The sequence below is a fragment of the Nocardia terpenica genome (assembly GCF_013186535.1).
GTDB classification, from domain to species: Bacteria; Actinomycetota; Actinomycetes; order Mycobacteriales; family Mycobacteriaceae; genus Nocardia; species Nocardia terpenica.
Map to the genome: position 1 here is coordinate 739,272 of NZ_JABMCZ010000003.1, position 26,055 is coordinate 765,326.

The 26,055-nt window shown below is 68.5% G+C and carries 32 protein-coding genes; 11 read left to right on the forward strand and 21 right to left on the reverse strand.

Annotated elements, in window-relative coordinates:
- Positions 1–49: 49 nt before the first annotated feature.
- Both HPY32_RS24930 and HPY32_RS24935 read right to left on the reverse strand, forming a co-directional pair.
- Positions 50–1,492 carry a sodium:solute symporter family protein gene (locus HPY32_RS24930; RefSeq protein ID WP_067593712.1) on the reverse strand — a complete coding sequence of 481 codons (1,443 nt, stop codon included), beginning with the start codon at positions 1,490–1,492 and terminating at the stop codon, positions 50–52.
- Positions 1,489–1,794: a DUF3311 domain-containing protein gene (locus tag HPY32_RS24935; protein WP_067593709.1), complete on the reverse strand. Its 306-nt coding sequence runs from the start codon at positions 1,792–1,794 to the stop codon at positions 1,489–1,491. Before HPY32_RS24935 ends, HPY32_RS24930 begins: the two co-directional genes overlap by 4 nt.
- Before the next feature lie 491 nt (positions 1,795–2,285).
- Here HPY32_RS24935 and HPY32_RS24940 point away from each other — a divergent pair, with 491 nt between their 5' ends.
- The 6 genes from HPY32_RS24940 (at position 2,286) to HPY32_RS24965 (ending at position 6,510) form a co-directional block, all read left to right on the forward strand.
- The gene (locus HPY32_RS24940) at positions 2,286–2,666 is read left to right on the forward strand and encodes a hypothetical protein (RefSeq protein ID WP_067593706.1); all 381 of its coding nucleotides are present in this window, start codon (positions 2,286–2,288) and stop codon (positions 2,664–2,666) included.
- Positions 2,663–3,415 (forward strand): F0F1 ATP synthase subunit A, encoded by a 753-nt coding sequence (atpB, locus tag HPY32_RS24945; RefSeq protein ID WP_156674695.1) that lies wholly within the window; start codon positions 2,663–2,665, stop codon positions 3,413–3,415. Before HPY32_RS24940 ends, atpB begins: the two co-directional genes overlap by 4 nt.
- Before the next feature lie 42 nt (positions 3,416–3,457).
- Positions 3,458–3,709, forward strand: coding sequence for a F0F1 ATP synthase subunit C (locus tag HPY32_RS24950; RefSeq protein WP_025352811.1), 252 nt, complete (start codon positions 3,458–3,460; stop codon positions 3,707–3,709).
- Between the two features lie 6 nt (positions 3,710–3,715).
- Positions 3,716–4,225: a F0F1 ATP synthase subunit B gene (locus HPY32_RS24955; RefSeq protein ID WP_067593700.1), complete on the forward strand. Its 510-nt coding sequence runs from the start codon at positions 3,716–3,718 to the stop codon at positions 4,223–4,225.
- Entirely contained in the window at positions 4,222–4,791 is a 570-nt protein-coding gene (locus tag HPY32_RS24960; RefSeq protein ID WP_067593697.1) for a F0F1 ATP synthase subunit B family protein, read from the forward strand. Before HPY32_RS24955 ends, HPY32_RS24960 begins: the two co-directional genes overlap by 4 nt.
- A gap of 243 nt (positions 4,792–5,034) precedes the next feature.
- Positions 5,035–6,510: an endoglycoceramidase I gene (locus HPY32_RS24965; protein WP_253949863.1), complete on the forward strand. Its 1,476-nt coding sequence runs from the start codon at positions 5,035–5,037 to the stop codon at positions 6,508–6,510.
- A gap of 299 nt (positions 6,511–6,809) precedes the next feature.
- Here the strand turns inward: HPY32_RS24965 and HPY32_RS24970 are convergent, their stop codons facing one another.
- Together HPY32_RS24970 and HPY32_RS24975 are read right to left on the reverse strand one after the other, a co-directional pair.
- Positions 6,810–7,220 (reverse strand): RNHCP domain-containing protein, encoded by a 411-nt coding sequence (locus HPY32_RS24970; protein WP_067593694.1) that lies wholly within the window; start codon positions 7,218–7,220, stop codon positions 6,810–6,812.
- An 8-nt stretch (positions 7,221–7,228) separates the two neighbouring features.
- A complete protein-coding gene (locus HPY32_RS24975) occupies positions 7,229–7,624 on the reverse strand; it encodes an RNHCP domain-containing protein (RefSeq protein ID WP_067593691.1) in 396 nt (131 codons plus the stop codon).
- Between the two features lie 340 nt (positions 7,625–7,964).
- On the opposite strand from HPY32_RS24975, the gene HPY32_RS46240 reads away from it, so the two are divergent.
- The 3 genes from HPY32_RS46240 to HPY32_RS24990 all read left to right on the forward strand — a co-directional run bounded on the left by HPY32_RS46240 (position 7,965) and on the right by HPY32_RS24990 (position 10,773).
- Entirely contained in the window at positions 7,965–8,555 is a 591-nt protein-coding gene (locus HPY32_RS46240; RefSeq protein ID WP_082871726.1) for a DUF2165 family protein, read from the forward strand.
- A gap of 1,029 nt (positions 8,556–9,584) precedes the next feature.
- Complete coding sequence (locus tag HPY32_RS24985; RefSeq protein WP_067593685.1) at positions 9,585–10,181, forward strand: chorismate mutase; 597 nt, start codon at positions 9,585–9,587, stop codon at positions 10,179–10,181.
- Positions 10,182–10,398: 217 nt separating this feature from the next.
- Positions 10,399–10,773 carry a BlaI/MecI/CopY family transcriptional regulator gene (locus tag HPY32_RS24990; protein WP_082871725.1) on the forward strand — a complete coding sequence of 125 codons (375 nt, stop codon included), beginning with the start codon at positions 10,399–10,401 and terminating at the stop codon, positions 10,771–10,773.
- A gap of 9 nt (positions 10,774–10,782) precedes the next feature.
- On the opposite strand, the gene HPY32_RS24995 is transcribed toward HPY32_RS24990, so the two are convergent.
- The 12 genes from HPY32_RS24995 to HPY32_RS25050 all read right to left on the reverse strand — a co-directional run bounded on the left by HPY32_RS24995 (position 10,783) and on the right by HPY32_RS25050 (position 19,112).
- Positions 10,783–11,625, reverse strand: a complete 843-nt coding sequence (locus tag HPY32_RS24995; protein WP_067593679.1) for a hypothetical protein — start codon at positions 11,623–11,625, stop codon at positions 10,783–10,785.
- Between the two features lie 22 nt (positions 11,626–11,647).
- The gene (locus tag HPY32_RS25000) at positions 11,648–12,238 is read right to left on the reverse strand and encodes a hypothetical protein (protein WP_067593676.1); all 591 of its coding nucleotides are present in this window, start codon (positions 12,236–12,238) and stop codon (positions 11,648–11,650) included.
- Between the two features lie 16 nt (positions 12,239–12,254).
- On the reverse strand, positions 12,255–12,824 hold the full coding sequence (locus HPY32_RS25005; protein WP_067593673.1) for a hypothetical protein: 570 nt from the start codon (positions 12,822–12,824) through the stop codon (positions 12,255–12,257).
- Positions 12,825–12,837: 13 nt separating this feature from the next.
- The gene (locus HPY32_RS25010) at positions 12,838–13,248 is read right to left on the reverse strand and encodes a pilus assembly protein TadG-related protein (protein ID WP_067593670.1); all 411 of its coding nucleotides are present in this window, start codon (positions 13,246–13,248) and stop codon (positions 12,838–12,840) included.
- A complete protein-coding gene (locus HPY32_RS25015) occupies positions 13,245–13,673 on the reverse strand; it encodes a TadE/TadG family type IV pilus assembly protein (RefSeq protein ID WP_067593668.1) in 429 nt (142 codons plus the stop codon). The genes HPY32_RS25010 and HPY32_RS25015 overlap by 4 nt, the downstream gene beginning before the upstream one ends.
- The gene (locus tag HPY32_RS25020) at positions 13,673–14,056 is read right to left on the reverse strand and encodes a TadE family protein (RefSeq protein WP_067593665.1); all 384 of its coding nucleotides are present in this window, start codon (positions 14,054–14,056) and stop codon (positions 13,673–13,675) included. The genes HPY32_RS25015 and HPY32_RS25020 overlap by 1 nt, the downstream gene beginning before the upstream one ends.
- Entirely contained in the window at positions 14,056–14,241 is a 186-nt protein-coding gene (locus HPY32_RS25025) for a hypothetical protein (protein WP_171983043.1), read from the reverse strand. Before HPY32_RS25025 ends, HPY32_RS25020 begins: the two co-directional genes overlap by 1 nt.
- A 96-nt stretch (positions 14,242–14,337) precedes the next feature.
- A complete protein-coding gene (locus tag HPY32_RS25030) occupies positions 14,338–15,231 on the reverse strand; it encodes a type II secretion system F family protein (RefSeq protein ID WP_067593658.1) in 894 nt (297 codons plus the stop codon).
- Positions 15,228–16,097, reverse strand: coding sequence for a type II secretion system F family protein (locus tag HPY32_RS25035; RefSeq protein WP_082871724.1), 870 nt, complete (start codon positions 16,095–16,097; stop codon positions 15,228–15,230). Before HPY32_RS25035 ends, HPY32_RS25030 begins: the two co-directional genes overlap by 4 nt.
- On the reverse strand, positions 16,094–17,638 hold the full coding sequence (locus tag HPY32_RS25040) for a TadA family conjugal transfer-associated ATPase (RefSeq protein WP_156674694.1): 1,545 nt from the start codon (positions 17,636–17,638) through the stop codon (positions 16,094–16,096). The genes HPY32_RS25035 and HPY32_RS25040 overlap by 4 nt, the downstream gene beginning before the upstream one ends.
- Positions 17,635–18,408 (reverse strand): hypothetical protein, encoded by a 774-nt coding sequence (locus tag HPY32_RS25045; protein ID WP_067593653.1) that lies wholly within the window; start codon positions 18,406–18,408, stop codon positions 17,635–17,637. The genes HPY32_RS25040 and HPY32_RS25045 overlap by 4 nt, the downstream gene beginning before the upstream one ends.
- A 5-nt stretch (positions 18,409–18,413) precedes the next feature.
- Positions 18,414–19,112: an SAF domain-containing protein gene (locus HPY32_RS25050; protein WP_067593650.1), complete on the reverse strand. Its 699-nt coding sequence runs from the start codon at positions 19,110–19,112 to the stop codon at positions 18,414–18,416.
- A gap of 337 nt (positions 19,113–19,449) precedes the next feature.
- Between HPY32_RS25050 and HPY32_RS46245 the strand changes: the two genes are divergently transcribed.
- Positions 19,450–20,214 carry a M56 family metallopeptidase gene (locus tag HPY32_RS46245; protein WP_067593643.1) on the forward strand — a complete coding sequence of 255 codons (765 nt, stop codon included), beginning with the start codon at positions 19,450–19,452 and terminating at the stop codon, positions 20,212–20,214.
- 350 nt (positions 20,215–20,564) lie between these two features.
- On the opposite strand, the gene HPY32_RS46250 is transcribed toward HPY32_RS46245, so the two are convergent.
- The 3 genes from HPY32_RS46250 to HPY32_RS25070 form a co-directional block, all read right to left on the reverse strand.
- Positions 20,565–20,906: an AbrB family transcriptional regulator gene (locus HPY32_RS46250; RefSeq protein ID WP_171983044.1), complete on the reverse strand. Its 342-nt coding sequence runs from the start codon at positions 20,904–20,906 to the stop codon at positions 20,565–20,567.
- A gap of 250 nt (positions 20,907–21,156) precedes the next feature.
- Positions 21,157–22,353 (reverse strand): lipase family protein, encoded by a 1,197-nt coding sequence (locus HPY32_RS25065; RefSeq protein ID WP_171983045.1) that lies wholly within the window; start codon positions 22,351–22,353, stop codon positions 21,157–21,159.
- Positions 22,354–22,485: 132 nt separating this feature from the next.
- Complete coding sequence (locus HPY32_RS25070; protein WP_082871927.1) at positions 22,486–23,454, reverse strand: alpha/beta hydrolase; 969 nt, start codon at positions 23,452–23,454, stop codon at positions 22,486–22,488.
- 496 nt (positions 23,455–23,950) lie between these two features.
- Here HPY32_RS25070 and HPY32_RS25075 point away from each other — a divergent pair, with 496 nt between their 5' ends.
- Positions 23,951–24,850: a M56 family metallopeptidase gene (locus HPY32_RS25075; RefSeq protein ID WP_067593628.1), complete on the forward strand. Its 900-nt coding sequence runs from the start codon at positions 23,951–23,953 to the stop codon at positions 24,848–24,850.
- Here HPY32_RS25075 and HPY32_RS25080 read toward each other — a convergent pair.
- Positions 24,827–25,141, reverse strand: a complete 315-nt coding sequence (locus tag HPY32_RS25080; protein ID WP_067593626.1) for a WhiB family transcriptional regulator — start codon at positions 25,139–25,141, stop codon at positions 24,827–24,829. The two genes, HPY32_RS25075 and HPY32_RS25080, sit on opposite strands and share 24 nt — an antisense overlap.
- Before the next feature lie 37 nt (positions 25,142–25,178).
- Positions 25,179–25,940 carry an AfsR/SARP family transcriptional regulator gene (locus tag HPY32_RS25085; protein ID WP_067593623.1) on the reverse strand — a complete coding sequence of 254 codons (762 nt, stop codon included), beginning with the start codon at positions 25,938–25,940 and terminating at the stop codon, positions 25,179–25,181.
- Positions 25,941–26,055 lie beyond the last annotated feature (115 nt).

Here is a 26,055-nt window from a genome sequence, read left to right on the forward strand (position 1 = left end):
TACGTAAGTAGAACGTAGATAGCGCGAGTTGGTCTGTCAACCACGGCGGTCAGGCGGTGACCCGCGCACGTCCGAAGATCAGCGAAACGGTGACGGCCACAGCGAGATTCGCCACCAGCGCGATCAGCCCGCCGTTCACGCCGCACAGCGGGTCGCGCCCGGCGGCATGCAGGATCAGCACGATCGCGGTCCCCACGACCAGCCCCGCGGTAACCCCGGGAGCCGTCAGCCGCCGCCAGTACAGGGCCAGCAGCACCGCCGGAACCAGTTGCGCCATGCCCTCGTACGACAGCACCGACAGATTCACCAGCACCTCGGGAAAGCGCAGCGCACCCGCCAGCGCGACCGCGCCGACCACCAGGCAGATCAGCCGCGACCGGCCGCGCTGGCGGCGATCGCCCGCCCCGGCGTCGCGCAGTCCGCCGCCGAGAATCGTTCGGCCCCACAGCGTTCCGATCGACACCAGGAATACGCTCATCGGCACGATGGCCGACAGCGCCCCGGCGATCCCGATCACCGCCACCACCGGCGGCGGTAGCGCGTCGGTAACCAGTTGGTACAGCGCCAGATCCGGATTCGCCAGGTGCGGCACCACGAACAGCGCCGCGGCGCCGATCAGCATCGGGATCGCCAGCAGCAGCTGATACCACGGCAGGAAAATCGAATTCCGCCGCAGCGCAGTCGGATCGGCGGCGGACAGATAGCCTGCCACGGTGGTAGGGAAGATGCTGATGGTCACGACGTTCAGCACGACCGTCGACACGAACCAGCCCGCCCCGAAGGCGCCGCCGCCCGCGCCCGGAAACGTCAGCCACTGCGGCTTCTCCGCGACCAGCCGGTTCAGCAGCTCCCCGGGACCGTCGAAATAGTGCCAGGGCACATAGACCGCCAGGAACACCACCGACAGCACCGCCAGCCCGTCCTTGAGCACGCTCACCCAGGCCGACCCGCGCAGGCCGGAGGTCAGGATGAACACCTCGGCCACCACGAACGACACGACGGCCGCCACCCGCAGATCCACCGCGCCGTAGGACATGGCGTGCACGACCACGCCCATGCCCTGAATCTGCAACTGCACGTAGGGAACCAGGAACACCGTGCAGATCACGGCGACGACGATCCCCAGCGGCCGCGACCGGAACCGATGCTCGGCGATATCGGCGATGGACACCAGCCGATGCCGCGCGCAGTAGGTCCACAGCAGCGGCGCGACGAAGTACGCGGCCACCAGCCCGGTGCTGAGGTAGGCGATCAGATAGAAGATCGGTACGCCGTACCGGTACGACCACCCGGCCGCGCCCAGGAACGAGAAGCTGGTGTAGGACTCACCGGCCATGAGCAGCAGCACGAACAGCGTGCCCAGCCCGCGCCCGGAGATCGACCACTCCGCCATCGAGCGGGCGCGCCCCCGTCCGGACAGCACCCCGACGACCACCGTGGCGAGCATCGCCACCGAGAACAGCGAGACGGCCACCGCCGCGCGATCGCTCACCCCCGGTCCTCCGGCATCCGCGGCGTGTCCCGGTCGGCGGGTACGAATTCCGGCGCGCCCAGCCGATAGGCCGGATCGAAACGCGCGACCAGACCGACCAGCGGCCCGGTCGCGGCGGTGACCGCCAGCAGATAGAAGACGAGGAACGGAATGCCGAACACCCGCGGCTCGATCCGATTGGCCACGACCGGGGCCAGTAGGTACAACACGCCCGGCAGCGTGAGCAGCCACAGCACCGGGCCGCGCCGGCGCAGCGGGATCGCGGGCGGCTCGGCGCCGTCCGGGGGAGTGGGTTCGGACATGGCCGACCTCCGTGGGGTAGGGGCGAACTCGTCACACCTTCGTCCATGCCCGGCCCGCGCCGCCACCGCGAACGGGCCGTGTCGCCCGCGACGGGCCGGGTTCTGCCCGATTCGCCCGAAAACCTCGAGGTCCGATTTGTCGGTGTAGGGGTGATGGCTGGCCGATTGCCAATACGATTGCCACAAAGCTGCTTACGTGGTCCTGTTTGACTGTTTTGCCGGATTTACCCGAATAAGCCGCCGATGTCCGGAATTGCCGACGAACAGGCATGTCGAGTGCTTCTATAGAACCGTCGGATTTGGGCCACGATGCCGCCGTCACAGGATAGCCTGGCGGTGGCTGAATTGATCGCCGCAACGCGCGCCGAGACGGTTTCAAGATCATCAATAGGAAGATCAAAAATGTTGCTACACAACGTCGTTGAGATGTGTAAGCTGACGATCAATCACACCCCACTACGGAGTGGGCTGACGGCGAGGGCGGTGTCGCAGTGAGCATCGACAAACTCCGGTTGCGCCGTGCGGCCATTATCGCGGCCGTTCTAGGCGTGCTGGCCCTGTTGGTGACCGGAGAACTGGATCGTTGGCTGCTGGGCGTGTTCATCTGCCTCGGCCTCGGGCTCGGCTGGATCAATGCTCAGCTCACCTGGAAAGCCGTCACCCGCACCATTCGATCGGAGACGCCGAACCGGCAGGGATTGCTGCTGTCGTCGGCGGTGCGTTTGTTCGCCTTGACCGGCCTGGCCATTCTGGTGGCCTTTATGACCCGGCCGAACGGTATCGGAATCTTCTTCGGCCTGGCCGTCTTTCAGATCATCGTGGTCCTGCACACCGCGATCCCCGGATGGAAAGGGTTGCGTCAGCCGTCATGACGAGTTCCGCTGCCTCGACTCCGCTCGCCGCATCCATCGAGGTCGGCGAGCACGCGGTCGCACACCTGTGGGGACTGGACTTCAATGTCGACACCATCGTGTCGACGGCGGTGGCCGCGGTGATCGTGCTCGCGCTGGCCGTCTTCCTGCGGATCAAGATCACCTCCGGGGTGCCCAACGGGGTGCAGCTGTTCTTCGAGGCCGTCACCGTTCAGATGCGCAATCAGGTCGAGGCGGCCATCGGCATGAAGGTGGCGCCGTTCGCGCTGCCGCTGGCGGTCACGCTGTTCACCTTCATCCTGCTGTCGAACTGGCTGTCGGTGCTGCCGGTGCAGTACGGCCACGGTGAACTCATCGCCCCGCCCGCGTCCGACGTCAACTTCGTCTACGCGCTGGCGCTGTTCGTGTTCATCTTCTATCAGTCCGCCGGCATCGCACGGCGCGGCCCGTTCAACCATGTGAAGAAAATGCTCAAGGGGCATACCGGCTGGGGCCCGATGATTTTCATCAATATCATCGAGGAGATCGCCAAGCCGCTGTCGCTCTCGCTGCGGTTGTTCGGAAATATGTTCGCCGGCGGCGTGATGATCTCGGTGATCACGCTGTTCCCGTTCTGGATCAGCTGGGGCCCGAATGCCATCTGGAAGATGTTCGACCTGTTCGTCGGCGCCATCCAGGCTTTCATCTTCTCCCTGCTGACCGTCCTCTACTTCAGCCAGTCCATGGAGCTGGAGCATGAAAACCACTGACCGGCACCGTCGGTCGACCTTCGTCGAGAACAGGAAGTGACAATGGCTGCAGATCCCGCAATCGTCCAGGGCGCGCTCATCGGTGGCGGCCTCATCATGGCCGGCGGCGCCATCGGCGCCGGTATCGGTGACGGTCTGGCCGGTTCCGCGCTGATCAACGGTGTGACTCGGCAGCCGGAGGCCGAGGGCCGGTTGCGCGGTAACTTCTTTCTGACCGTTGGTCTGGTCGAGGCCGCGTACTTCATCAACCTGGCGTTCATGGCGCTGTTCGTCTTCGCGACACCCGGTAAGTAGCGCGCCATGGCTGCGCGAACGGATACGGTTGCCGAAGGCAACTTTCTCATTCCCAACGGCACCTTCTTCGTCGAGCTGGCGATCTTCCTGATCGTGCTCGCCGTCATCTGGATCTTCGTCGTTCCCCCGATCCGTAAGGTGCTGGAGGAGCGGGAGAATCGGGTATCCGAGACGACGGCTCGCGGCAAGGAGTCCAAGGAGCTGTTCGCCCAGGCCCAGGCCCACTACGAGGAGGGGCTGGAGAAGGCGCGCGCCGAGGCCGCGGATATTCGCAACCGGGCGCGCGCCGAGGGCCGGGCCATCCTCGAAGAGCTTCGCGGTGAGGCGCAGCGGGAGGCCGACGCCATCGTGGCGGAGGCGCAGACCCAGTTGCGCGCCGAGGCCGATCAGGTCGCGGCGGAGTTGCGCCAGGCCGTGGAGCCGCTCGCGGATTCGCTGGCCGACCGCGTGGTCGGCGGGCCGGAGGGACACGCCGGAACGAGTTCGGGTCACCAGAGGGGACGGGCACAGTCATGATCCACACCGGCGGCGTCCTGGCCGCGGGCCCTTACCACATCACCTTCGATTGGCCGGTCTTCTTCAGCCAGCTCTTCGGCTTCGCGGTCATCGTCTTCGTGACCGTGAAATGGATTGTGCCACCGGTCAAGCGGATGATGGAGCGCAGTCAGGACGCCATCCGCAAACAGCTGGAGGAGAGCGCGGAGGCCGCGAACCGGCTCGCCGAGGCCAAGCAGTCCTACGACAAGGCCGCCGCCGAGGCGCAGGCCGAACTCGAGCGGATGCGCACCGACGCCCAGTCCGACGCCGAGCACATCATCGCGCAGATGCGCGAGGCCGCGGCCGTCGAGGTCGAGCGGGTCCGCAAGCAGGGTCGCGACCAGATCCTGCAGCTGCGCCGCCAGCTCATTCGCGACCTACAGCACGACCTCACCATGTCCATGCTGGATCGCACCGAGGAGAAGGTGCGCGCCCAGGTCGCCTCGAATCAGGTTCGCTCCGACAGCATCGAGAAGTTCATCGACGACCTCGAGGCCCTCGCCAACGGCACCCTGCACCGCCGCGCGCAGTCCCGCTGGAACTGACCCTCCTCGCTGTACTGCCTGTCGGTCCGGCACTATCGCCGGTGGTTCCCGTCGGTCCGGCTCTGTCGCCTGTGGTTCCCGTCGGTCCGGCTCTGTCGCCGGTGGTTCCCGTCGGTCCGGCTCTGTCGCCTGTGATTCCGGCGTGCTTTTGGCCGGAATCACAGGCAGCACAGCCGTTTCCCTGTTCCAGGCCCGAGCTCGCACCCCCGCTGCTATATTCCGAATAGCGTCATTTTCGCTTTCATGCAGTCGACGGCACGTGAGGACGGCCTGCGCATGATGGGATGTCGGCACGCGGTGCGGCGGGGATGCGCGATGATCGCCGCGGCCGTGATCGGTGCGGGACTGTGTGCGGGAGTGGGCAATTCGGCCGCCGACCCGCCGGATCCGATCCCCGCGCTGCACGCCCAGGGCTCTGCGATCGTCGACGAGTACGGCCGCACGGTGCTGCTGCACGGGGTGAACAATGTGCACAAGCAGGCCCCGTTCGTGCAGGCCGGGGACGGCTTCACCGTCTCCGATCGGGATGCGAAGTTATTGGCGCAGCACGGATTCGACGTTGTGCGGCTCGGCGTCCCGTTCGAGGCGCTCATGCCGACCCGGGGCACGATCGATACCGCGCTGCTGGACCGGGTCGTCCAGGTTGTGGATACCCTTGCCGCACAGGGGATCTACACCCTGCTCGACGATCACCAGGACGGGCTGTCGAAGATCTGGGGCGGCAACGGATTTCCCGACTGGGCCATCAGGTCGCGGCCCGCGCCCTGGGAGCCCAATCCCGGTTTCCCGCTGTATTACCTGATGCCCAGCATGAATCGGGGCTGGGACGAGGTGTGGAACAACACCTACGGCGTGCTCGATCAGCTCGGCACGGCGCTCGGTGAGTTGGCCGCCAAGGTGCGGGGCCATTCGGGGGTGCTCGGTATCGAACTGCTCAACGAGCCCTGGCCCGGCTCGGCCTTCGCCTCCTGCTATCCCAACGGGTGCCCCGACTTCGACGCCGAATACCAAGCGGCCATGCAGAAGCTGACCACGGCGGTGCGCGCCCGCAATGCGTCCGTCCCGGTGCTGTGGGAACCCAATGTGACCTGGAACGAGACCATGCCGACCTACCTCGGCAAGAATCCGCCCATCACCGACCCGAATATCGTGTTCGCGCCGCACGATTACTGCATCCCCAGCCAGCTGGCGATCTACCTCGGCCTGCCCGAGCAGCTGCGCGGCCTGTGCCCGGTGCAGCAGGACAAGACCTGGAGCAATATCGACTCCTTCACCCGGCGCACCGGAATCCCCGCGCTCGTAGACGAATTCGGCGACGGCGACCCCACGGTCCTGCACAACACCACGACCCGCGCCGACGAGCGCACCATCGGCTGGGCGTACTGGCACTACCAGTCGAGCTACGGCCCCGGTGCCCCGCGCCCCGACCCCTTCCTCGGCGCCATAGGCCCAGAACTCGTCCGCACCTATCCCCGAGCCACCGCAGGCACCCCCACCCACCTGTCCTACGACCCCACCACAGGCACATTCACCTACACCTACACCCCCCACCCCGCCACCAAGCCCACCGAAATCTACATCTCGGACATCGCCTACCCCCACGGCTACCAGGCCCAAGCCGCCGACGCCACCATCACCTCCCCCCCAAACGCCCCCACCCTCACCCTAGAAGCCACCGGCCCCACCCCAGTCACCATCCACATCACCCGCCCCCAATAATCCCGCCACGACCAGCACACGATCGTCCCGGCATGAGCGGTACCCAGTAGCCCCGGCATGAGCAGTACCCAATGATCCCGGCATGCTTTTGGCCGGGATCCACCCACCGAGATTCCGGCCAAAAGCACGCCGGAATCGACAACTATGTCTGCGCCGCAATGGGGGACGAGCGCGCCCGCGCCGCGCTGTCCGACGGGTGGGCCTGCGCCGCTGCCGGAGGAATGGCCGCGCACGAGATGTACGCGGCCGTCCTCACAGCGCCAGCAGGTATGACCGCGCGGAGTACGCGCAGCCGTACTTCACAGCGCCAGCAGGGCCCGATGGCCGAGCCGTGGGCTGGCCAAGGGGCGCAAGGCTATTCGCATCAGTGCGAGGGCGTTGTCGTCTCCCGCAATGCGATTCACCTTCAGTATTCCGCAGGCGAGGCACTGGTGGACCAGGGACCATTCGCCATTGTCGCGGGTGGTGAGGCTGACGGCGGTCATGCGGCCGCCGCAGGGGTCGGCGCGGTCGCCGGGGGTGCGGCGGTCGATGTGCTTGCTGGTCAGGCAGGTTGGGCAGTGGTTGCGGTGGGCGGTGCCGGGGGCGTGCGTGGGCACGTCCCGGCGGCAGCCGACGCAGCGGAACGCGTCGCCGGACTCGCCGCCGGGGCCGTGCAGCACCTGTTTCGGTCGTTGCGGCCGGCGGGCCGACGGTTTTCTCCGTGGCATGCCGGACCTCACAGATCGCCGAAAACTTCGAGCGGGAAAGGCGGTTCGGCCAGCGGCCGCACCGCCAGCCGCATCAGCATGAGCTGATTGTCGTCCCCGCTCACCGGATGCATGGCCAACTCGTGACACCGCGTGCAGCGGTGCACCAGGGCCCAGTCGCCGGTGCGCAGCACCGCGATCGACAGCGGAGCCATCCGGCCCTGGCACTGCGACACGCCACCGTCGACGTGATCGTGGATGTGCCGCGAGCTCAGGCAGCTCGGACAGTGATTGCGGCGGGTGTTGTCCGGCGCGAGCGTGGCCACGACGAGGCCGCAGCGCATGCAGGGGAAGGTCGCGGTGCGCAGCGCCGGACTCGGCCCGTGCTGGGTGGAGGTGTGCTGATCGGAGGTGTTGTTCGACACCCGGAACTCCTTCGTCGACTGGAAACAGAGCAACGGGAGCAGGCCGAGTGCGCCTGGAAACCTACGTCGTCAGTGCGCGACGACGTGGAGGTCGGCGATAACCGTGTGTTGAGGCGCACGCGGCGCGAGCCGGGTCATAGGCATCCTCGAGTCGAGCGGACATTCCTGACGGCGAGAAGCCGTGCCGTCTCAGGTAACCACCGACACGGACGCGGAGCCACCGAATTTCCCGCGACCGTTTTCTCCGCAATTGGACGCTGGACCAACTCGGGGTATTCTCGCAGGTCGAGAGGAGTATGAACATGGTAATCATTTCTATTTACTATCAATCGCCGATCTGGTGACCGATCTCGCAACCTGGGGGCGCATCCGGCGAATATCGGTGGCGGCATTGGCCGCACTGACCGGAGTCGGCTGTCTCATGGGCGCGATATCGCATGTCGTCGATGTCGACCGGGGACTGCACTGCGCGCTGGCGGAGGCCGAAACACCCGGTTCCTGTGCGTATATCACGCTGGCCGGGTGGATTGCCGTGATCGCGGTGGAGTTCGCCATCGCGGCGGTCATGTTCACCGCCGCGCCGCTGTGGGTGCGTTCGCTGGCCGCCGATCGGGCGACCGCCGGTCCGGGGATGGCCGAAAGGATGACGGATTTCGGTTGGGGTGTCGAAATTCTCCTGTCCGCCTTCGGATTTCTGACCGTCGGAAACGAGTGGCCGCTGCGCTGGATCTGGCCGGAGTGGGCCGGGAGCCGGGCGCCGCTACACATCTTCCTGGTGGCCGCCACCGGGCTGGTGCTGTCGCAGCTGTCCGACAACGGGATCGGCCTGCGCGGCCGCCGAGGCCCGCGACAGTCGCCACAGCGCAACGGGTCCGAGCGCGAGCGCGACCACGGCGAGAATCACCACCAGCCGGACGACCGGCAGCGGTGAATCCACGGCCAGCGCGATCACCATGGCCACCAGCGACATCGGCAGCACGCCGAACACCATCGTGATCAGCAGCCGGTCGCCCGCACCCAGATACCGGGCCAGCCGCCGCGGCGCCGTCAACGGCAGGCCGAGGCCGATGGCGACCACCGCGACCCCGCCGACGAACCGGGTGACCGAGGTCGAATCGGCCAGGGCCGCAGCGGTTCCCGCCACCAGATACGGTGCGGCGGGAAGCGCCTCGGCGGCCGCGCCGCCCCGCCGGATCGACCGCACGATCACCGCGGGCACCATCAGGCCCAGCCCGAGCACGAGCGCCACGCCCGCCCGATCCCAGCCCTCGTATCCCGCGATCAACATGAGCGGCACCAGAAACCACACATCCCCCAGCCCGAGCATCCCCCGGGAGACGACCGCGAATGTCCAGGTCGCCGCGAAGATCCCGCCCGCCGCCGCGACGGCCCGCGCCAGCGCCGCCATATCCCCGGAGGTCGCGCTCGCCGCCGCCAGCAGGAAGGCCGCCAGGATCGCGCCGACCCGACTGAGCGCCAACGGGATTCGGTGGGCGTGCGCATCGATCCACGCCGCCCAGACCGCCAGGGCCGACACCGCGAGCCAGGCGATGACCGCGGGCCGGTCGCCCGCCTTCGCGATCGCCGCGCACCACAGCGCCGCATTCGCGGCGATAGGCAGGATGTGTCGGGTGTCGACCGCGATGCCGACCGTCGCGCACCAGCGCTCGACCACCGGCCGCGCGAGCCGCGCCGCCAGCGCCCCGGCAATGCCCGCGAACGCCACCGCCACCGCATCCAGCGCGAGCAGTCCCGCACCGGTCGCCGCCGCGCTCGCGGCGACGATCAGGCCGATCCGAATCGGCCCGTCCAGCCGGTCGGCCGCCGGTGCCGCGACCGGTTCGCCCGATCGGGCCGTGGTCGATGGCATCGGCCCACACCTCCCAATTACTATTAACGTACATAGATAGTAGATGACGTGGCCCGGAGGGGGTCACGTGACAGTGAAAGGTGAGGGGTCATGAAGGGATTTGCCGCGGCCGCGGTGACCACGGCGGCGTTCCTGGCGGTTTCGATATCGGATGCCGGATCCGCTGCGGCGGAACCGGATTCGCATCCGCTGGATCGCCTGGTGGCGCTGGTCGCCGACCGGCTCGACACCGCCGACACCGTGGCGGCGGTCAAGTGGGCCGCCGCGGCGCGCGAGGGCGCCGAACCGGTCATCGACGATCCGGCGCGCGAGGCGCGGATCTACGAGGCGATGGCCCGGCTGGGCGCCGAGCGCGGCCTGCCGGAGCCGTGGGTGCGGCAGGTGTTCGCGGGGCAGATCGAGGCCAACAAGATCGTGCAGCGTGGCCTGGTCGAGCGCTGGCGGGCCGGGGTGGCCGCAGCGCCCGTGCCCGCGACCGACCTCGCGGGCGTCCGCCCCGTCATCGATCGGGCCAATGTCGAGATCGTCGAGCAGCTGGCCGCGCACCGGGCGGAACTGTCCGCCCCGGGCTGCGCCACCGACCTCGCGGGAAGCGTCCTGGACACGATGCCCGCCCGCAACGGCGATGCCGTGTACCGGGTCGCGCTGGTTCGCGCCTCCTTCGGATTGTGCGCGACGCCGTCGTAATCGATCCGAGATAGCGCGCTCGAGCAGCCAATTGAGCGCCGAGGCGAATAATTCTTCGCCAACCCGAACTTTCGAAATTCGGTAAATTCCGCCGAGAGTCCGGGAGTCGCCGGTCGGCGGCGACTTGACAGCGTATTACTATCTATGTACGTATTCAGTAGTAGCTAGTGATAGCTGAAGAGCGAGCCGAGCAGGCGAAGGGGCAAGGAGAGCCAGAGTGGGGACTCGTGGATTCGGAAATTTGGAGACGGTCGTGATGGACCGGGTATGGGACCGCGAGGGCGAGACGACGACCGTCCGCGAGGTCTACGACGGCATCGCCGCCGAGCGCGAGATCGCCTACACCACGGTCATGACCACCATGGACAATCTCCATCGCAAGGGCTGGCTGGAGCGCCGCCGTCAGGGCAAGGCGTTCCTGTATTGGCCCACCCTCACCCGGGAGGAGCACAGCGCGCGGCTGATGCGCGAGACACTGGACGGCGGCGGCGATTCCGACCTGGTGCTCGCGCATTTCGTCGAGCAGATCGGTCCGGAGGATTCGGAGCGGCTGGTGGCGGCGCTGCGCCGAATCCGACGCGGAGGCAAGTGATTCCGGCACTCAGCGACCGGGGGTGAGGGTAATCCCGTTGAGCGCCTGCGCCTCTCCGATGCGCTGATGGAACTGCGCGATCGTCGGCCACGGGACCACCCCGGCGAACACGGTGATCCGGTTCCACGGCGGCAACAGGTTTCGGATCCAGACCGAGAACGGCACCGTCCATCCGCTCGTCGCGGTCACGGTGAAGGTGCCGCCCGGCGCGTCGACGCTGCTCTTGCCGATGAAATGGCCGCAGCTCGGCGACGGCACATCGCCGGCGCCGGGCCGCGACAGCGCGTCGAAGGCGCCCGTATAGGGCACGAACGGCTGTTGGGTGATGACTGGAGTCGGGTTCACGCACAGCGACGGCAGTGATCCGTCGCCCCAGTCCACGAGCACCCCGGGGTTGAACGCCGACAGTTCGATCCCGTAGAGCCCGATGATGTTCTTGATGCTCAGGTATTTCGGGCCGACCGTCGAATCTCGAATCTCGTCCGGGCAGATCCACGCCCAGGAGTTCAACCCGACCACGCCGGTGCTGCCGGAGTCGGTGGTGCCCGGGGCGAAGCACATGGGTGGCTGTTCCAGGTTCATCCAGCGTTCGATGATCTTGGGGGCCTCCCAGATCCAGAACCAGCCGCCGCCCTTGCCGCTGATCGGTTTGCCCTGCACCTCGGTCGGGGCCACCGGGATGGACGGGTCGCGGTTGAGCACCTCCGTCGCACCGACATGGGTGGTGCTCGGGGCGATATCGGTACCGCCGTCATCGGTTTCGGCCGCGGCCGTGCCCACGATCGGTGGCATCACGGACAGCAGCAAGGCGCACAATGCGGTGGTCAGCAGACGGACGGAACGCGGGGACATCGGCGAAATCCTCTCCGGGAGTTCAGGAATCGGCACACGGGGCATACTGCGGGGCGGAATCGCCGGTCACCCGCCAGCCGTTCGGGTCGGGGTAGGCGTGATCGCGCACGGTGAGATCGGCCCGGACGCGCTGCGGGCGTTTCGGATCGACGGAGGGAACGCCGTCGTGGTCGCGCCAGGTGAGTCCGGAGATGTCCAGACAGACCCGCACATGCACCCACGCCGGTGCCCCGGTGTCCTTGGGGCGCTGGGGAATTCCCGCGCCGGTGGCGGTCGCGTCGACGACCCGGAACGCACCGGATCCGATAATGCTCTGCGAGCGGCGCACCAGGATGTCCTCGGTCCAGGCCGTCAGGATCGGATCGTCCGCGACGGCCCGGAGCTGATCCAGCGGGGCAACCGGGTTGCCCTCCAGCCGCGACCAGGTGTCGTAGAACTCCCGCACCTTGGCGACCGCCTGCCGCTCGGCCGCGTCGGTGGGGTCGGTGGAATCGTCACGGTAGCCGCCGAATACGGGGCTGGAGCCGCTGGGAGTGGTGTCATCGGAACTGTGTGTCGCGCAACCGGCGGCGAGCAGGACGCCGATCAGGGCAAGGGGGAGACGAGGATTCACGAGACTCTCCGGCCGTTCAGAACAGGCTGGTGTCGCAGCGCTGATCCGGCAGCGCGACGGCGAGGGTGACCCGCCATCCGGCCGGGTCGGGCCAGTCCGGATCATCGACCTTGGTTATGACGGAGGCGGATCGGTTGCGATCGGCGCCGACACAAGTGTCGAAGTCGATAGTCGCGTGCCCGGGTGCGGGCGCGCCCGTGTCGGGATCCTTGGGCACCGTGTGGCGCGTGGGGCGGCTGCCGATCAGGGTCGGATTGATCCCCTCGCCGGTTCGGAGCTTCGACACCTCACGCCGCGCCCGGTCCACCTGGTCGCCGCTCGAAACCGTCTGCAGCGCCTCGAGATCGGCGCCATCGTCGTGTGCCAGGCGGGTGAGCACGGCGTAGTAGTTCCGCAGCAGGGCGGTGGCTTGGTCGACAGCCTGCTGCTCGGGCGAGGCGGTCACCCCGGCGGGGCCGGACAGCCCCGGGCCGTGCGCGGGGATCGGCCCGGTGGTCACCCTGCTGCATCCGGCGAGCAGCGCGACGGTGAGTCCGCCGTAGGCGGCACGAATCATGTTCCGCCGCGCGGTATTTCGCTGATACACCGCTTCTCCTCCGTCAAAGTCCGGTATTGGTGTGTTCGAGATGTGCGGTGGCCTTACCGGTCACGAACTGCGGCCCGATGCCGATCAGGCCGAGGATCTTCGGTTGGTAGACGACGGTCGTGGTGACCTCGACCGTCGTCGGCCCGGTGACGATCGCCGTACCGGGCACCTGTGCCCGTACCAACGCCAGCTGCGCGTATCCGGTCGCGGTCAGCGGATCCAGGGTGACCGCGGTGCCCTGCTTGGCCAACGGCACCACGATGGCCTGCCCCGCCGCCCGCGCCGCGTCCTCCGCTACCAGCTGCGCCCGCTGCCCGGCATGCAACTTGCCGCCGCCGTCGACCACCAGCCCCAGCGCGAGCAGGCCCGCGAAAAGTACTATGGCCCACCACAGCACGAACGATCCGTGGTCGTCTGTGCTCATCGTGCTCGCTCCCGGAAGGTATCGATCGGTGAGGTCGCCGACGCGGTGATCACCCGGGTACCGCCGATTCCCGGTAGCAGCAAGGCATCCAGGGAGACCACGCAGGTGACCACGATGGTGACCGAGGCGAGTTGACCTGGGGGACGCATGAATCCGGCTACATCGGTGGTCACGACGGGGGCTCCCACGCAGTCGAGCCCACGCGCGATCAGGTTCTGCTCGGCCGCTATCCGGGCGTCGGCTGCGGCCTGGATTCCGGTGCGGGCGATCGACGCGGCGCGGGCGGCCGTATAGGCCGCGAGCTCGACCTTCTCGTGCGCGAAGCTGATTCGTCCGCCCACGATGATGATCCCGATCAACAGGAGGACCACCGGGGTGATGATCACCTGTTCGAGGACTGCTCCTCGGTCGGTTCCGTCTCTCATCACATCTGCCCGGGCCGTGTCACCCGTTCCACAGGCTGGGTCTGGTCGACCGTCACCGTGAGATTCAGGAACGGGACGAGCTGAATCGGCTGGGCCACAATGTGTGCCGACGCCTCCCTCGGCCCGCGTAGGACGAGGACCTTGGGCGATCGCAGCACGGTGGGACCGTTGCGAGCTATGAAGGCGTAGGCCGCTGCCGTGCCCAGTGGGCCGTTTCCATGCTGCCCACGAGCCTGCCGCAGTCCGGCCTCGGCGGCCTTCACCGCCACATTGCGGGCGTGAAAGTACAACGCGCCCTGTAGCGCTGTGAAAAGCAGTAGCAGCACCATCGGCGTGATGATCACCGTCTCCAGCACCGAACCGCGATCGTCCGAGCGGCGCATTAGATGATCTGGATAACGTACCTGGCGAAAGCGGCCTTCGCCGCCACGACCAGGGCGATGGCCAACCCGACCATCCCGGCGATGATGATGACCTTCTCCATGACGTCGCCCCGATCCCGGTGCTCGTCGGCGGTCCGCGCCGAGACATAGTCCGACACCGTGGCGACCACTACAAGCAGGCTCACCGTCACTCTGTCGAGTGCGAGTCGGGTGGTACGTGCCGAGAGTGATCTGTACATGTGTATTCCTTTCATCAGGGTAGGTTTCGATGACGAGTGGTCTCACGGGTGCATGATGTTCACCACTGAAGGCACCGAAAGCATGACGACCAGCAGCAACGCAATACATGCCGCCGGAATCCGGAGCCGCTCCGAAGCTGCCTCGGCCGCACCGAGTTCGCTCGTGACGACCTCGTGTCGCTGCGACCGGCTGCGCGCCCGGAGGCCGTCGACCACGCTGGTGCCCCATTCGCCCGACATCGTCATGATGTCGCCGAGGTCGGCGAGATCCGGCAGCGCCAGTCGGCGCGACAACTCCGACAGTGCGGACCATGGTGGCTGCCCGGCCAATTGGGAGCGCTGCAACACCTCGGTGAGCCGATGGAACACCCAGCTGTCGCCCACCGCGGCCGCCCGCTCCAGGCTTTGCAGCGCGCCGACGCCGCCGATTCGGTTGAGCGTCACCAGATCCAGATAGATCTGCAGGTGCTGCGCGAACTCCGTCCGGGCTCGTGCGGCCTTCGCCCGGAGCTCGGCATCCGGCGCGAGGAACAGCGCCGCGCCCAATATCGGTGCGGCCGCCAGCGCCAGCGATTCCGGGATCCCGACGCCGATCGCCCGCCCGGACACGGCCAGAACGAGCGGTAGCGCGAATCCGGCAGCGCCGGAAAGGATCTTGTCGCCGAGGAAGCGGGCGGGATCGATCTCCAGCAACCGCAGATCGTGCTCGGGCAGTCGGAACCATTGCCAGCGCGCCAGATACGGATACGCCAGCGCGCCCACCCGGGCCTTGATGCTGCCGGTGTCCCAGGCGATGGGCACCGGGCCCGCCGCCGGGCTCAGGCGTTCCAGCGCCTGCCGCAGGGCCGGGCGGCTGCGCAGGAAAGTGCCGACGACAGTGCAGAATCCGAGCACGCCGAGGCAGGCGAACAGGGCCAGGTGCAGCTCGTAGGTCATGACGAGCTCCCGGCGGGTTCCCGATGCCGCACCCGGATGAACCGGGTCCGCGGGCGATGTCGCACGATGGCCCGCATCCACAGCAGTAGTCCGCCGAATGCCGCCACCAGCCCGGTGAACAGCAACTGCAGCCCCCCGTGCCGGTAGGCGGCCAAATAGTCGGTGGCAGCGAACAGGTAGGCGAGCAGGCCGATGATGATGATCGTGGTGTAGCGGACGCTGGTGACCGTCTGCCTGCGCTTGGCCTCGATCTCGCGCCGATTGCGCACGTCCTCGCCGATCGACACCGACAACCCCTCCAGGATGGTGGTCAGCCCGCTGCCGCGCAGGCTCGCCACCTGTAGGAGCGCGGCGACGACGGCATCGGCGGAGGCGTCGTCGACGGCGTCGGCGAAGCGGCGCAGCGCCTCGGTCACCGGGGCGTTGGCGCGCACCGCGGCCAGCAGCGCGCTCAATTCGGGTCGCAGCGGATCGGGGACGGACCGTTCCGTGGCGAGAATCGACTGCTCCAGACCGTTGCCGACCGAAGCGACACCGGCCAGATTGCGCACCCACTCCTCGAGGGCGTCGAGCCGCTCGATCTGCCCGGCGGCGGCCGTCGGGCCGAAGATCTGCGGCAGCACGACCAGCGCCAGCGGCCCGGCCGCCATCCAGGCGAGCCATCCGGTCGTCACCCAGCCCGCGATCCCCGCGAACAGGCCGATCGCCAGCCGCATCCGCGTCCGGGCAGACATCCGATCCCACAGCACGACACCGGCTTTCGGCTCCGGCATTACCACCGCCGCCCGCCGCCCCCGATAAATCAGATACCCCCCGACCAACAGCGCCAGATCCACACCGAGCACGGCGATCCGATAGTCGTTCACAGCGCCTCCGAGAAATCCAGTGTGGAGACCGGGATCTCGTGCTCGCGCATGCCGCCCTCGAGCAGCGCCGTGCGCAGCGCCGTCGGCACCGAGCCGAATCGGCCGGTGCCGTCGGTGTTTCCGAGATAGACCGTGGTGACCGCGGGCGACAGGTCGGACTCGCCGGGCTCCACGTAGATCACCTCGCGCACGAACCGACGCATGCCGACGATCTCGCCGCGCGCGTCGCGCAGCGTGCGCCGCTCCAGCTGCACGATCAGATCGATGTGGTGGGCCACCTGCGCCGTCGCGTATTCCACGGTGATGCCGGGCACCTCGCGAGCGATGGTGGCGAGCCGGTGGATGGCGGCGCGCGCGTCGGTGGCGTGCACGCTCGACATCGAGGAGGGGGTGAACTGCATGGCCTTGAACATGCTGAGGATCTCCTTGCCCGCGACCTCGCCGACGATCACCACCTCGAGCTGCATGCGCACGAATGCGTAGAGCAGATCGGTCAATCCGATCGCGCCGCGCAGTTCTCCGGTGAGATCGTTGCGCTCGCCGCCGCCGGTGATGGTCTCCCCGCTCACCACATACGGTGCGCGGCCGGGCAATTCGTCCAGATACAGCTCGCGCTCGGTCTCCGCGGTCCCGATCCGGGTCTCCACCGGCAGCGCATTGGCCAGCGCCCGCAGCAGCGTCGTCTTGCCCGCCCCCATCGGTCCCGAAACGACCTGGGACACACCGCCATTGGCGGCGGCGCTGAGCAGTCGGGCCAGTGGCTGCGGCAGCATCCGGCGGTGCACGAGATCGTCGAGGCAGACGTTGGTGAGCCGGTGCAGGCGGATGGCGATATTGGGATGCGGCACCGTCCACGCCATGGCCGACAACCGGATGTGCCCGGGCAGGTCCAGCCGCAGATGCGGGCTGACCGGGGAGAACGGCCGCCCGCCGCCCGGCGCCCGCTGCGCGACGGTCACCAGCCACTCGATGATCTCCTGATCGGAGTCGGCGATCGGCGGCCGCGCCTCGAATCGCCCGTCCGGGAACAGCACTCGCACATGCGACCCGTTGATCACGATATCGGTGACCTCGGGCTCGTCGACCAGGGACTGGATCGGCCCGAGGCCGAACATGTAGTCCTCCACCGACTTCGCCAGCGCCTCACGCTGATCCCCGGTAACGGTCTGCTCACCGTCGTTGATCTCGGTCCGGATCTCGTCCTCGACCAGGCGGGCGATGATATCCCGCCCGAGCCCGCGAATCTCCTGCTCCCCGTGCGGCATCGGCGTCTCCCGCTCGCCCGCCCGTTCCCGCAGCAGCGCCGTCAGCTCATCGGAGGCCGCGGCCACGATGCGCCGCATGACCGCCCGATCCGGCGCGGCGCCCGCGCGCGGCACCACGATCCGCGGCGGCACCGACCGCAGCGCCGAAAGATCCAGCGGCCGAGTCGTTTCCATCGCCGAGACGCTGTCGGCCCGATCCGCGTCGTGCGGCTGCAACTGCTGCAACCGACTCCACAGCGAGGTCGTCAATGCCGTCGACCGCTCCTGCCGCCTCACCGCCCCGACCTCCCATCGCCCGGCCGAGCGACCGAGACGTCGGCGAGACGGGGCCAGGTGCGGCGGAGTTCGGCGAGGTAGCGGGAGCGGGTTTGGCGGAAGCGGCGCAGGCGGGCGCCGTGCGAGAACACGGCGGCGTGGTCGGGGGCGTAGGGCAGGGTGGTCAGGACGTCGACACCCAGGGCTCGGCGCACCTCCGAGGGGCTGTAGTGGGAGCCGACGAGGATCACGCCCAGGACGGCGGTCGAGCCCGCGGCGGTCAGGTCGCGGCGGAGATCGGGCAGAACACCGTGCAGGACACCGAGTTCCGCGAGACCGGCCCGACACACCACGCCCACCACATCGGCGGCCGTGAGCAGATCCGTTGCGCCGTAACGATGTCCGTAGCGGCCGGTGTCGGCCACCACCGTGACCCCGCAGGTCGTGCTCTCGGCTAGGAAGCGGCCCAGCGGGCCCCAGATCGTGCGGGTCACCATGGCCTGGCGGGTGGTCCACATGCCGGTCAACGCCTGGACGCGGGTGTCCGGAATCGGTTCGGCCTGTTCGCGAATGCCGTCCGCGAGCCGCCCCGCCTGATGGGCCTCGATCAGCCCGACCACCGAGGTCCGGCGCGGCCGTTCGGAGCGGTAGTAGCCGGAGTGCAGGAAGCTCCCGCCGCACGGATCGGCCTCGACATAGAACACGTCGTCGGCGGGTGCGCACAGGGCCAGGCCCAGCGCGGTGGTAGAGGTTCCCGGCGAGCCGCTCGCGGAGGTGAGGGCGACGAACATCGGCCTCACCGCACCCGGGAATCGAGCACGACCGCCACCCGCCCGGTCGCGGCGCGGGCCGCCACCCAGGTGGCCTCCGCCTCGGGCACGATCACATCCACGGTGACCTGATCGGCCTGGGTGTTCGCCCGCACCGTCACCACCTGCGCGTTCGAGGCGATGGGCGCCTGCACCGGCGCGCTGTCCTGGTCGCGCGGCGTGTCGACCAGGCGCACATAGTCACCCGCCCGCAGCGGCTCGGCGGGCAGCTTGGCCGGGGCGACCGTGACGCCCACGAGCGTCTGACCGCGGCCGGGCACGACCGCATCGGTGAGCATGCTCGCCACGAGCAACTGGCCCGCGGTCAGCGGCTGCACCGCCGCCAGCCCGATCACCGCGCCGCGCTTGTCGCTGGGCACCACCTGCAGGCCGGAATCGGTGTTGACCGTCGCGACGGTCAGGTCCGCGGCGTCGATTCGCCCGCCCTGGGCCACATTTCGGGCCAGCACCAGCACCTGGGTGGTGGCGCGCAGATTCCGCACCACGGCCAGCGACCCGATGACCGCGACCACGATCAGCACACCGCCCGCGATGCGCAGGCCCCAGCGCGGCCGGGTCGGGACGGCCGGAATCACCGGCGCGTCCGCGGCGTTCGCGGCGTGGGCGCGCCGCGGCGCGGCGTCGGCGCGGGTCGATGCGAAGGAAAAACGCGGGAAGCGAGGCATGAAACGAGACCCCTCGGGGCGGGTGGGCGAGCGGCCGACCCAATAATTACTACCTACTTACGTAGATAGTAATAACAGCTGGACCGGCATCGAGCAAGATCGGGAAGCTCGGATGCGTGGCGCTCGGTGATGGTGTATGTTCGTCGCGTCGATCTACTATCTATGTACGGGGATAGTATATTGACACCGGTCACGACGCGGCGGTTTTCGGGGAGCGCGGATCGGGAGTCGTCCACCATCGATTCCCGGTGTCGCGCAGGCATTCCCCGGTGCCGCCCCCGATCCGCCGCGTCGTGTATCCCGTTGGCTGGCGCCGGTCCTCCGGCAAGGAGGGCGTGTGGGCGTAGCGATCTGTCTGTTCGTGTACGCCACGGGCGCAGCCATTTTCGCGCCGCCCCTGCTGCGCGCCCTGACCGCCGACGGGGCCGCGCCCCGGCTCGGGGTGGCGGCCTGGCTCGCCGTGCTCGTCAGCGTGCTCGGATCCTGGTCGGTGGCAATCGTTTTCGCGCTCGGGGCGGTGGCGGTGCGGGTGTGGCACCATCCCCGGGTGCTCGTCGTCCTGGGCACCGGCAGATCGCAGGGCGTCGCGACCGTGGTGACCGCGGTGGTGCTGGTCGGGGCGGTGGCGGTGGCCGCCGTGCAGCTCGCGCGCCTGTTCCGGGCGATGCGGGCGCGCGCCCACGAGCACGCCGAGGCGCTGCGCCTGCTCGGCCGCCCGCTGGGCCACTATCGTTCGGGCGCGGAAGGTTTCGATCCGGGTGTGGTGGTGCTCGCGGCCGCCGAACCCGCCGCCTACTGCCTCGCCGGGCGTCCCGACGTCATCGTGATCACCAGCGGCGCGGTCGACGCGCTCGGCGATCGGGAACTGGCGGCGGTCCTGGCGCACGAGCGCGCCCACCTGACCGGTCGCCACCCCCAGATCCTCACGCTGCTCCGGGGTCTCGCGACCACCTTCCCGCGCCTGGCGGTGTGCCGCGACGGCGCCCGAGAGGTCGGGCGGCTGTGCGAGATGTGGGCCGACGACGGCGCGATCCGCCACCACGGCCGGGCCGCACTGCTGTCGGGCCTGCTGGCCATGTCCGGCATCGCCACCGAAACTTGACAAGCAATCTACTAACTATGTACATAGATAGTAGTCGCAACGGCGAGCGCGGTACACAACGCGGCGGACCATCGAACCCCTTCCCCCGTCGCCGCGTAGTGAGCGCCCCAGAACAGCGCCCACCGTCCGCCGTCGCGACCGACCCCTCCCGGGTACGACCCCTTTGCCGTACCTCGGAGGGGTCATTTCATTCCGGCCAAAAGCATGCCGGAATGACGAGATTGGGGACAGTCCCGCCGTTCCGCCACGCCCGGCCCTGTCGTTCCGGCATGCCGACCCCGTCATTCCGGCGCGCTTGGCCCTGTCGTTCCGGCACGCCCGGCCCTGTCGTTCCGGCGCGCTCGGCCCTGTCATTCCGGCACGCCCGGCCCCGTCGTTCCGGCGCGCTCGGCCCTGTCATTCCGGCACGCCCGGCCCCGTCGTTCCGGCACGCTTTTCGCCGGAATCGCGATCATGCATTGCAGCACCGGCACCGCCAGGATCATCAGGACCAGGCGCAGGCTCTGCACCCTCGCGAGGAGTGGCATGGTCGCGCGCAGTCCCTCCGTGGTGGAGAAGGCCGTATTGATGCCGCCCGGGGAGGTGGTCAGGTACAGGTCCGGCAGCCGCTGGTCGACGAGCAGCGCCAGGCCGAAGGCCAGGGCCGCCACCGCGGCGATCGCCAGAATCAGGTGCGGGGCCGGAAACCCCACCCCGCCCGAGCAATTCCGCCGCCCCCACCATCCCGCCCAGCAGCACGCCCCAATAGAGCGCCTGCGAGCGGGATGGCGACCCGCGTTAGACCATTCCGACTCCTGAATCGAAAGTGCCGTCGGCAGACGAGATTCGGCATTCCAGATAGAAACGACCGAATGGTATTTCCGAATGGAAATTAATCCATAGCTACCCCGCACCCGACAGGTTTGCCAGCGGTTCTCCATCCCCGCCGGAATGGCGGAGAACCTATTGCGCCGACGCCATCCAGCGATCGACGGCCTGGATTCCATTGGGCGCGAACGCACACGCCACATGCCCGCCGCACGGCAACACGTCCAGCGTCGTCTCCGCTCCCCGGCTCGACCATTCCCGGGCCAGCTCCTCGACGCCACGCAGCGGAATGAACTCGTCGTCGGACCCGTGCCAGAAGTAGATCGGCGCCCGCGGCACCTGGGCCCCGGGCCGGGTGTCACGGAACATCTGCCGGACCACCTCGGTGTCGTACGGGTTGCCCTCGGTGAGCGCCTGAACCGGCAGCGGCACCCCGGCGAACGCCAAACCCGTGTAGACGCAGGCGTTCCGGAACCGCTCGGCCAGTTCCGCGCCGAGCGGGTTCAGCAGATTCAGCGCCCCCGGCGTGGCCCGGGCGACGCCGAGCGCGCCCAGCAGATAGAACGCCGAGCCCGGCGGGCGGCCGTCCATGGTCGCGGGCAGCAGCGACAGATCGGTCGGGGTGCCACCGGCGGCCGCACCCACCAGATCGAGTTCCGGAGCGTACTCCGGCGCGAGCTGCGCGGCCCACACGGTGGCGATGGCCCCGCCGCTGTAGCCGAGCAGGGCGATCGGTCCCGACAGCCCGGCCTCGGGCAGCCGCAGCGCGGCCCGGATGCCGTCGAGCACCTCGCGCCCCTCGGTCGGGCCGTGCCCGTAGGCCATCAGGGGACCCTCGTAATCGGTCAGCACCACCGCGTATCCGCGCTCGAGCAGCTGCCGGGTCACGTCCGGCTCCTCGATCGACACCGAATTGGTCAGCTGGTACGAGGGATTGCACGTCCTGCCGAGGCCGTCGATGGCGAAGTTGTTGCTCACGATCCGCCCGTTCCACGCATCGGGTTTGAGCACCGTCGTCAGGGCGGCGATGGGCGATCCGTCCGCGGCGGATGTCTTGAACCAGGCTTGCCATGCGGTGAATGCCGAGGTGAGCGCCAGTGGGGGGAGAACAGCAATCTGCCGGGAATCGAGCACGGTGCCGTCGGCCATTGCGGCGGTGGTGGCGAAATGCCGATCGAGATACGGGTCGCCGGTGGGATCGGGGCGAAATCTGGCCATCGAGTCCGAATCCCACCGTGGCGCGGGCGTATTCGCCGCCGCGAAGGGGACCGCTCCGCAGGCGATGAGGACGAGACTCACCACCGTCGTACACAGTCGCAGGAACACACGCATCGGCTCGCTGTCACCTTTCATTGCCGAGGCTTGCCGGATCGGATCCGAGCCTCTAGACTCTCTACTATCTACGTACGTAGATAGTATCAGTGGTGGTGGTCCGGAGCGCGGTCCGGGCCACCACCGCCGGTCTCAGTGCGCGATGCCGAGCCCGTCGGCCAGCGTCGGCCAGGCCCGCCGGAAGTCGTCCTGCCAGTACCCCCACGAGTGGGTGCCGGTCGAATCGAAGTTGTAGGTGGCCGGAATCCCCAAGGCGTTCAACCGATCCCGCATCTGCTGCGTGCACCGGTTCACCGCGGCCTCGATGGCGCCGCCGCCGATCACCTGATCCAGATAGCCGTTCGGCCCGGGCTGGATGTGCGGCCCGCCGAGGCTGTCGTGGCGGCCGGGCAGCCCGGTTCCCGTGGCCAGGAACAGCTTCGTGCCGCGCAGCCGATCGGCGTGCAGGTAGGGATCGTTCGCCGCCCACATCGGATCGTCCGGCGGGCCGTACATGTTCCTGGTATCGCCGTGCCCCCAGGTCTCCACGGTCAGCCGAATGAAGGTCTGCCCCATGGGATCGCTGACCCGCGCGCAGCCGCTGAAGGCGGCGACCGCGCGGTAGAGCCCCGGCTCGGCGACGGCCAGCTGCAACACCGAGGTACCCGACATCGACAGTCCGGCAATGGCATTCACGCCGCGATTGTCGTAGGCGGCGTCGATCACCGGCGGCAGCTCGCGGGTCAGGAAGGTCGCCCATTTGTTCACCCCGAGCACGGGATCCGGTGCGCGCCAATCGGTGTAGTAGCTCCACTGCCCGCCCACCGGCTGCACCACCGTGACGTTCTTCGACGCGAGGAAGTTCAGCACATCGGTGTTCTGCTGCCAGGTCGCCCCGTCCTCGCCGCCGCCACCGCCGTTGAGCAGATACAGGACGGGATGGGGCCGGGTGCGATCCGCGGCGGGCTGCACCTCCACGGTGATGTCGCGGTCCATGGCGGGCGAGTAGACCTGCAACCGCTCGGTGCGCGCGTCGGTGCGCTGCGTCGTATCGATCCGCGCGGGCCGGGTTCCGGGAATGTCGGCGCCGAAGGCCGGGGCGCTCGGTCCGAGGGCGATCATGGCCGCCAGCGCCGCGGCCGTGCCGGACGTGGCGAGCCGGGATCTCGTGGGGAAAGTGTGCACGATCGGTATCCCATCTGATTACTATCTATGTACGTAGATAGTACATAACCCATCGATTGCCCGATTTGGGATTCGCTTTTCGCGCAGGGTGGTCATTACTTGTGGAAATTATATGTTTCACCCGTGTGTTATTTGATCGTTGTAGCAAGATTGTTGATTCTTGTAACAGACGTCTGTAGCTGTGTGATCGGCCGATGTAATGTGCCGAAATCGTCGTGATTCGAATCACAAAGAAAGGAACTCCGTGAAGCGACAAGCTACCGTCCGTAGGCGGTGACGACGGTCGATGCGGACCGTGTGACTCGTCGCCGGTGTGCAGGTTTGTCTAGGAGGCATTGTGAGGGTATGGATTCGGGGATTGAGAGGTGCTGCCCGCACTCGCCCTCGGATTCCGTCCGGATATCCGGAAATCCCTCGTCCGTGGGCTTGAGATATGGCCGTTCTACTCTTCGCCCACGCATTGCTCATGGTGCTGTGTGCGACGCCGATGCTGCGTCGCGTGACCCGCGCCGGTATCGCCCCGGGCCTGGGCACGGCGGTCTGGCTGACCGTGCTGGCGTGCGTCCTGGGCTCGGTGGTGACCGCTCTCGCGCTGGCGATACTGGTGCTGGTCGGTGTGCTGGAGGCGTCGCGGCCCATTCCGGCGGCGGCGTTCGTGGCCACCGTGGTGCTGGCCGTGCTGGTCGTGGTCGCGGGCGTGCGCTGGGTGCGCGCGCTGCGGCGGATGCGGGCCCGCGCCGACGAGCACGCCGACGCGCTGCGCCTGCTGGGCCGCCGCTTCGACTGTGACCGGCTCGCCACCGATGTCGTTGTGCTGGAGGCGGACCGACCGGCCGCGTACTGCGTCGCGGGCCGCCGCGGCATCGTGGTGGTGACCAGCGCCGCGATGGCCGCGCTCGATCCGGTGACGCTGCGCGCGGTGCTCGCGCACGAGGCCGCGCACCTGGACGGGCGACATCCGTTGCTGCTCACCGTCGTTCGCGGCCTGGCCGCCGCCTTTCCCGGACTGCCCGGCATGCGGTGGTGCCACACCGTCGCCCGGGAGGTCGGGCGGCTGCTGGAGATGAGCGCCGACGACGCGGCCGCGCGCCGGCACGGGGTGGCGTCGGTGCTGTCGGGACTGCTGACGCTGTCGGGCGCGGTGCCCTCGGGCGCGCTCGGGGCCAGCGGGCAGGACGTGGTCGCCCGCGCGGAGCGGCTGGCGGCCGGGTCGCGGCGCTGTCTGCGGGTGCGAATCTCGCTGTGCGCCATCATCGTTTTCGCGTTCGGGATACCGGTCGTCATCGTGCTCGCGCGCGCGGTGGGGGCGCTAGGCCCGCTGGTGTGGCCGTAGCTCGCCGCCCTCGGCGATCGCGCGCAGCCGCTCACGTTTGCGCCGCCCGAGCGCCGGATGATCCTCGTCGCCGAGATCGATGGTGGCCACCACGCCGTGCGTGATGCCCGAGCGCAGTGCCTCCGCCGCGCACTCGCGCACGGCGAAACAGGCCCGGCACATCGCCCGCGCCGAGGCGGTGCGGGTCTCGCGGTCGGCCCATCCGGAGGGGAAGAAGACCTCCGGATCGACGCTCAGGCACGGCCGGTTGTCCCGGCGGTCGGTCGCGGGGAGGGGGACAGCGGTAGACAACGTGAATCCAATCGAGCAGGAGGGTAGTGATATCGACTTACTGGAAGACGCAATCGAATTCCGGCCGCGGCGGGTCGTGGGCCAGGATTCCGGTGTACATCCGCTCCAGGGTCGGGCTCGGTTCGACACCCATCTCGCGGGCCAGTTCCCGCCGGGATCGGTGGTAGAGCGTGAGGGCCTCGGCCTGGCGGCCCATCCGGTACAGGGCGAGCATGCACAGCTCGATCAGGCGTTCCTGGTTCGGGTATGCCTGCACTAATCGGCGTAGCTCGGCGATGGCGAGCCGGTCGTGGCCGAGGGCCAGCCGGGCGCACTCCAGGGCGTACCAGGCGTTGAGCCGATGCTCCTCCAGATAGGCCGCCTCGTAACTGCATCGGGCGCTGTCCTGGGTGCCCATCAGCGCGTCGCCGCGCCACAGTTGCAGCGCCTGCTCCAGGCTGCGGACCGCCCGCGCGGGGTCGGCGCCGACCAGCGCGGACGCCGAGGTCGACAGGGCGAGAAAGCGGTTGGCGTCCACGCATTCCGGCGCGACGCTGAGCTGGTAGCCGCTGCGCGCCGCGCGCAGCATGTCGGGCGCGCTCAGCAGCCGCCGGATGCGGGTGGCGTTCGCCTGCAGGGCATTGCGCGGATCGGCGGGGCGGCCCTCGGGCCACAGCTCCGCGGTCAGCTCCTCGTAGGAGACCACCCGCCCCGACTCCAGCGCGAGAATCGCCAGCATCGTCCGGACCTTCTTCGCATGCACCGGCCGGCGAATGCCACGCACTGTCACCTCCAGTGCGCCCAGCAGATTGATTTCCACGCTGATTCCTTCTCGAGGCTTTCGGGAGTCGGTTCGTCCAGGGCCCCGGGGCGCGGGGAATTGGGGGGAGGGCCGGCCCCGGGGCTGGATGGTCGCGGGCGGGTCGCCGTGCGCA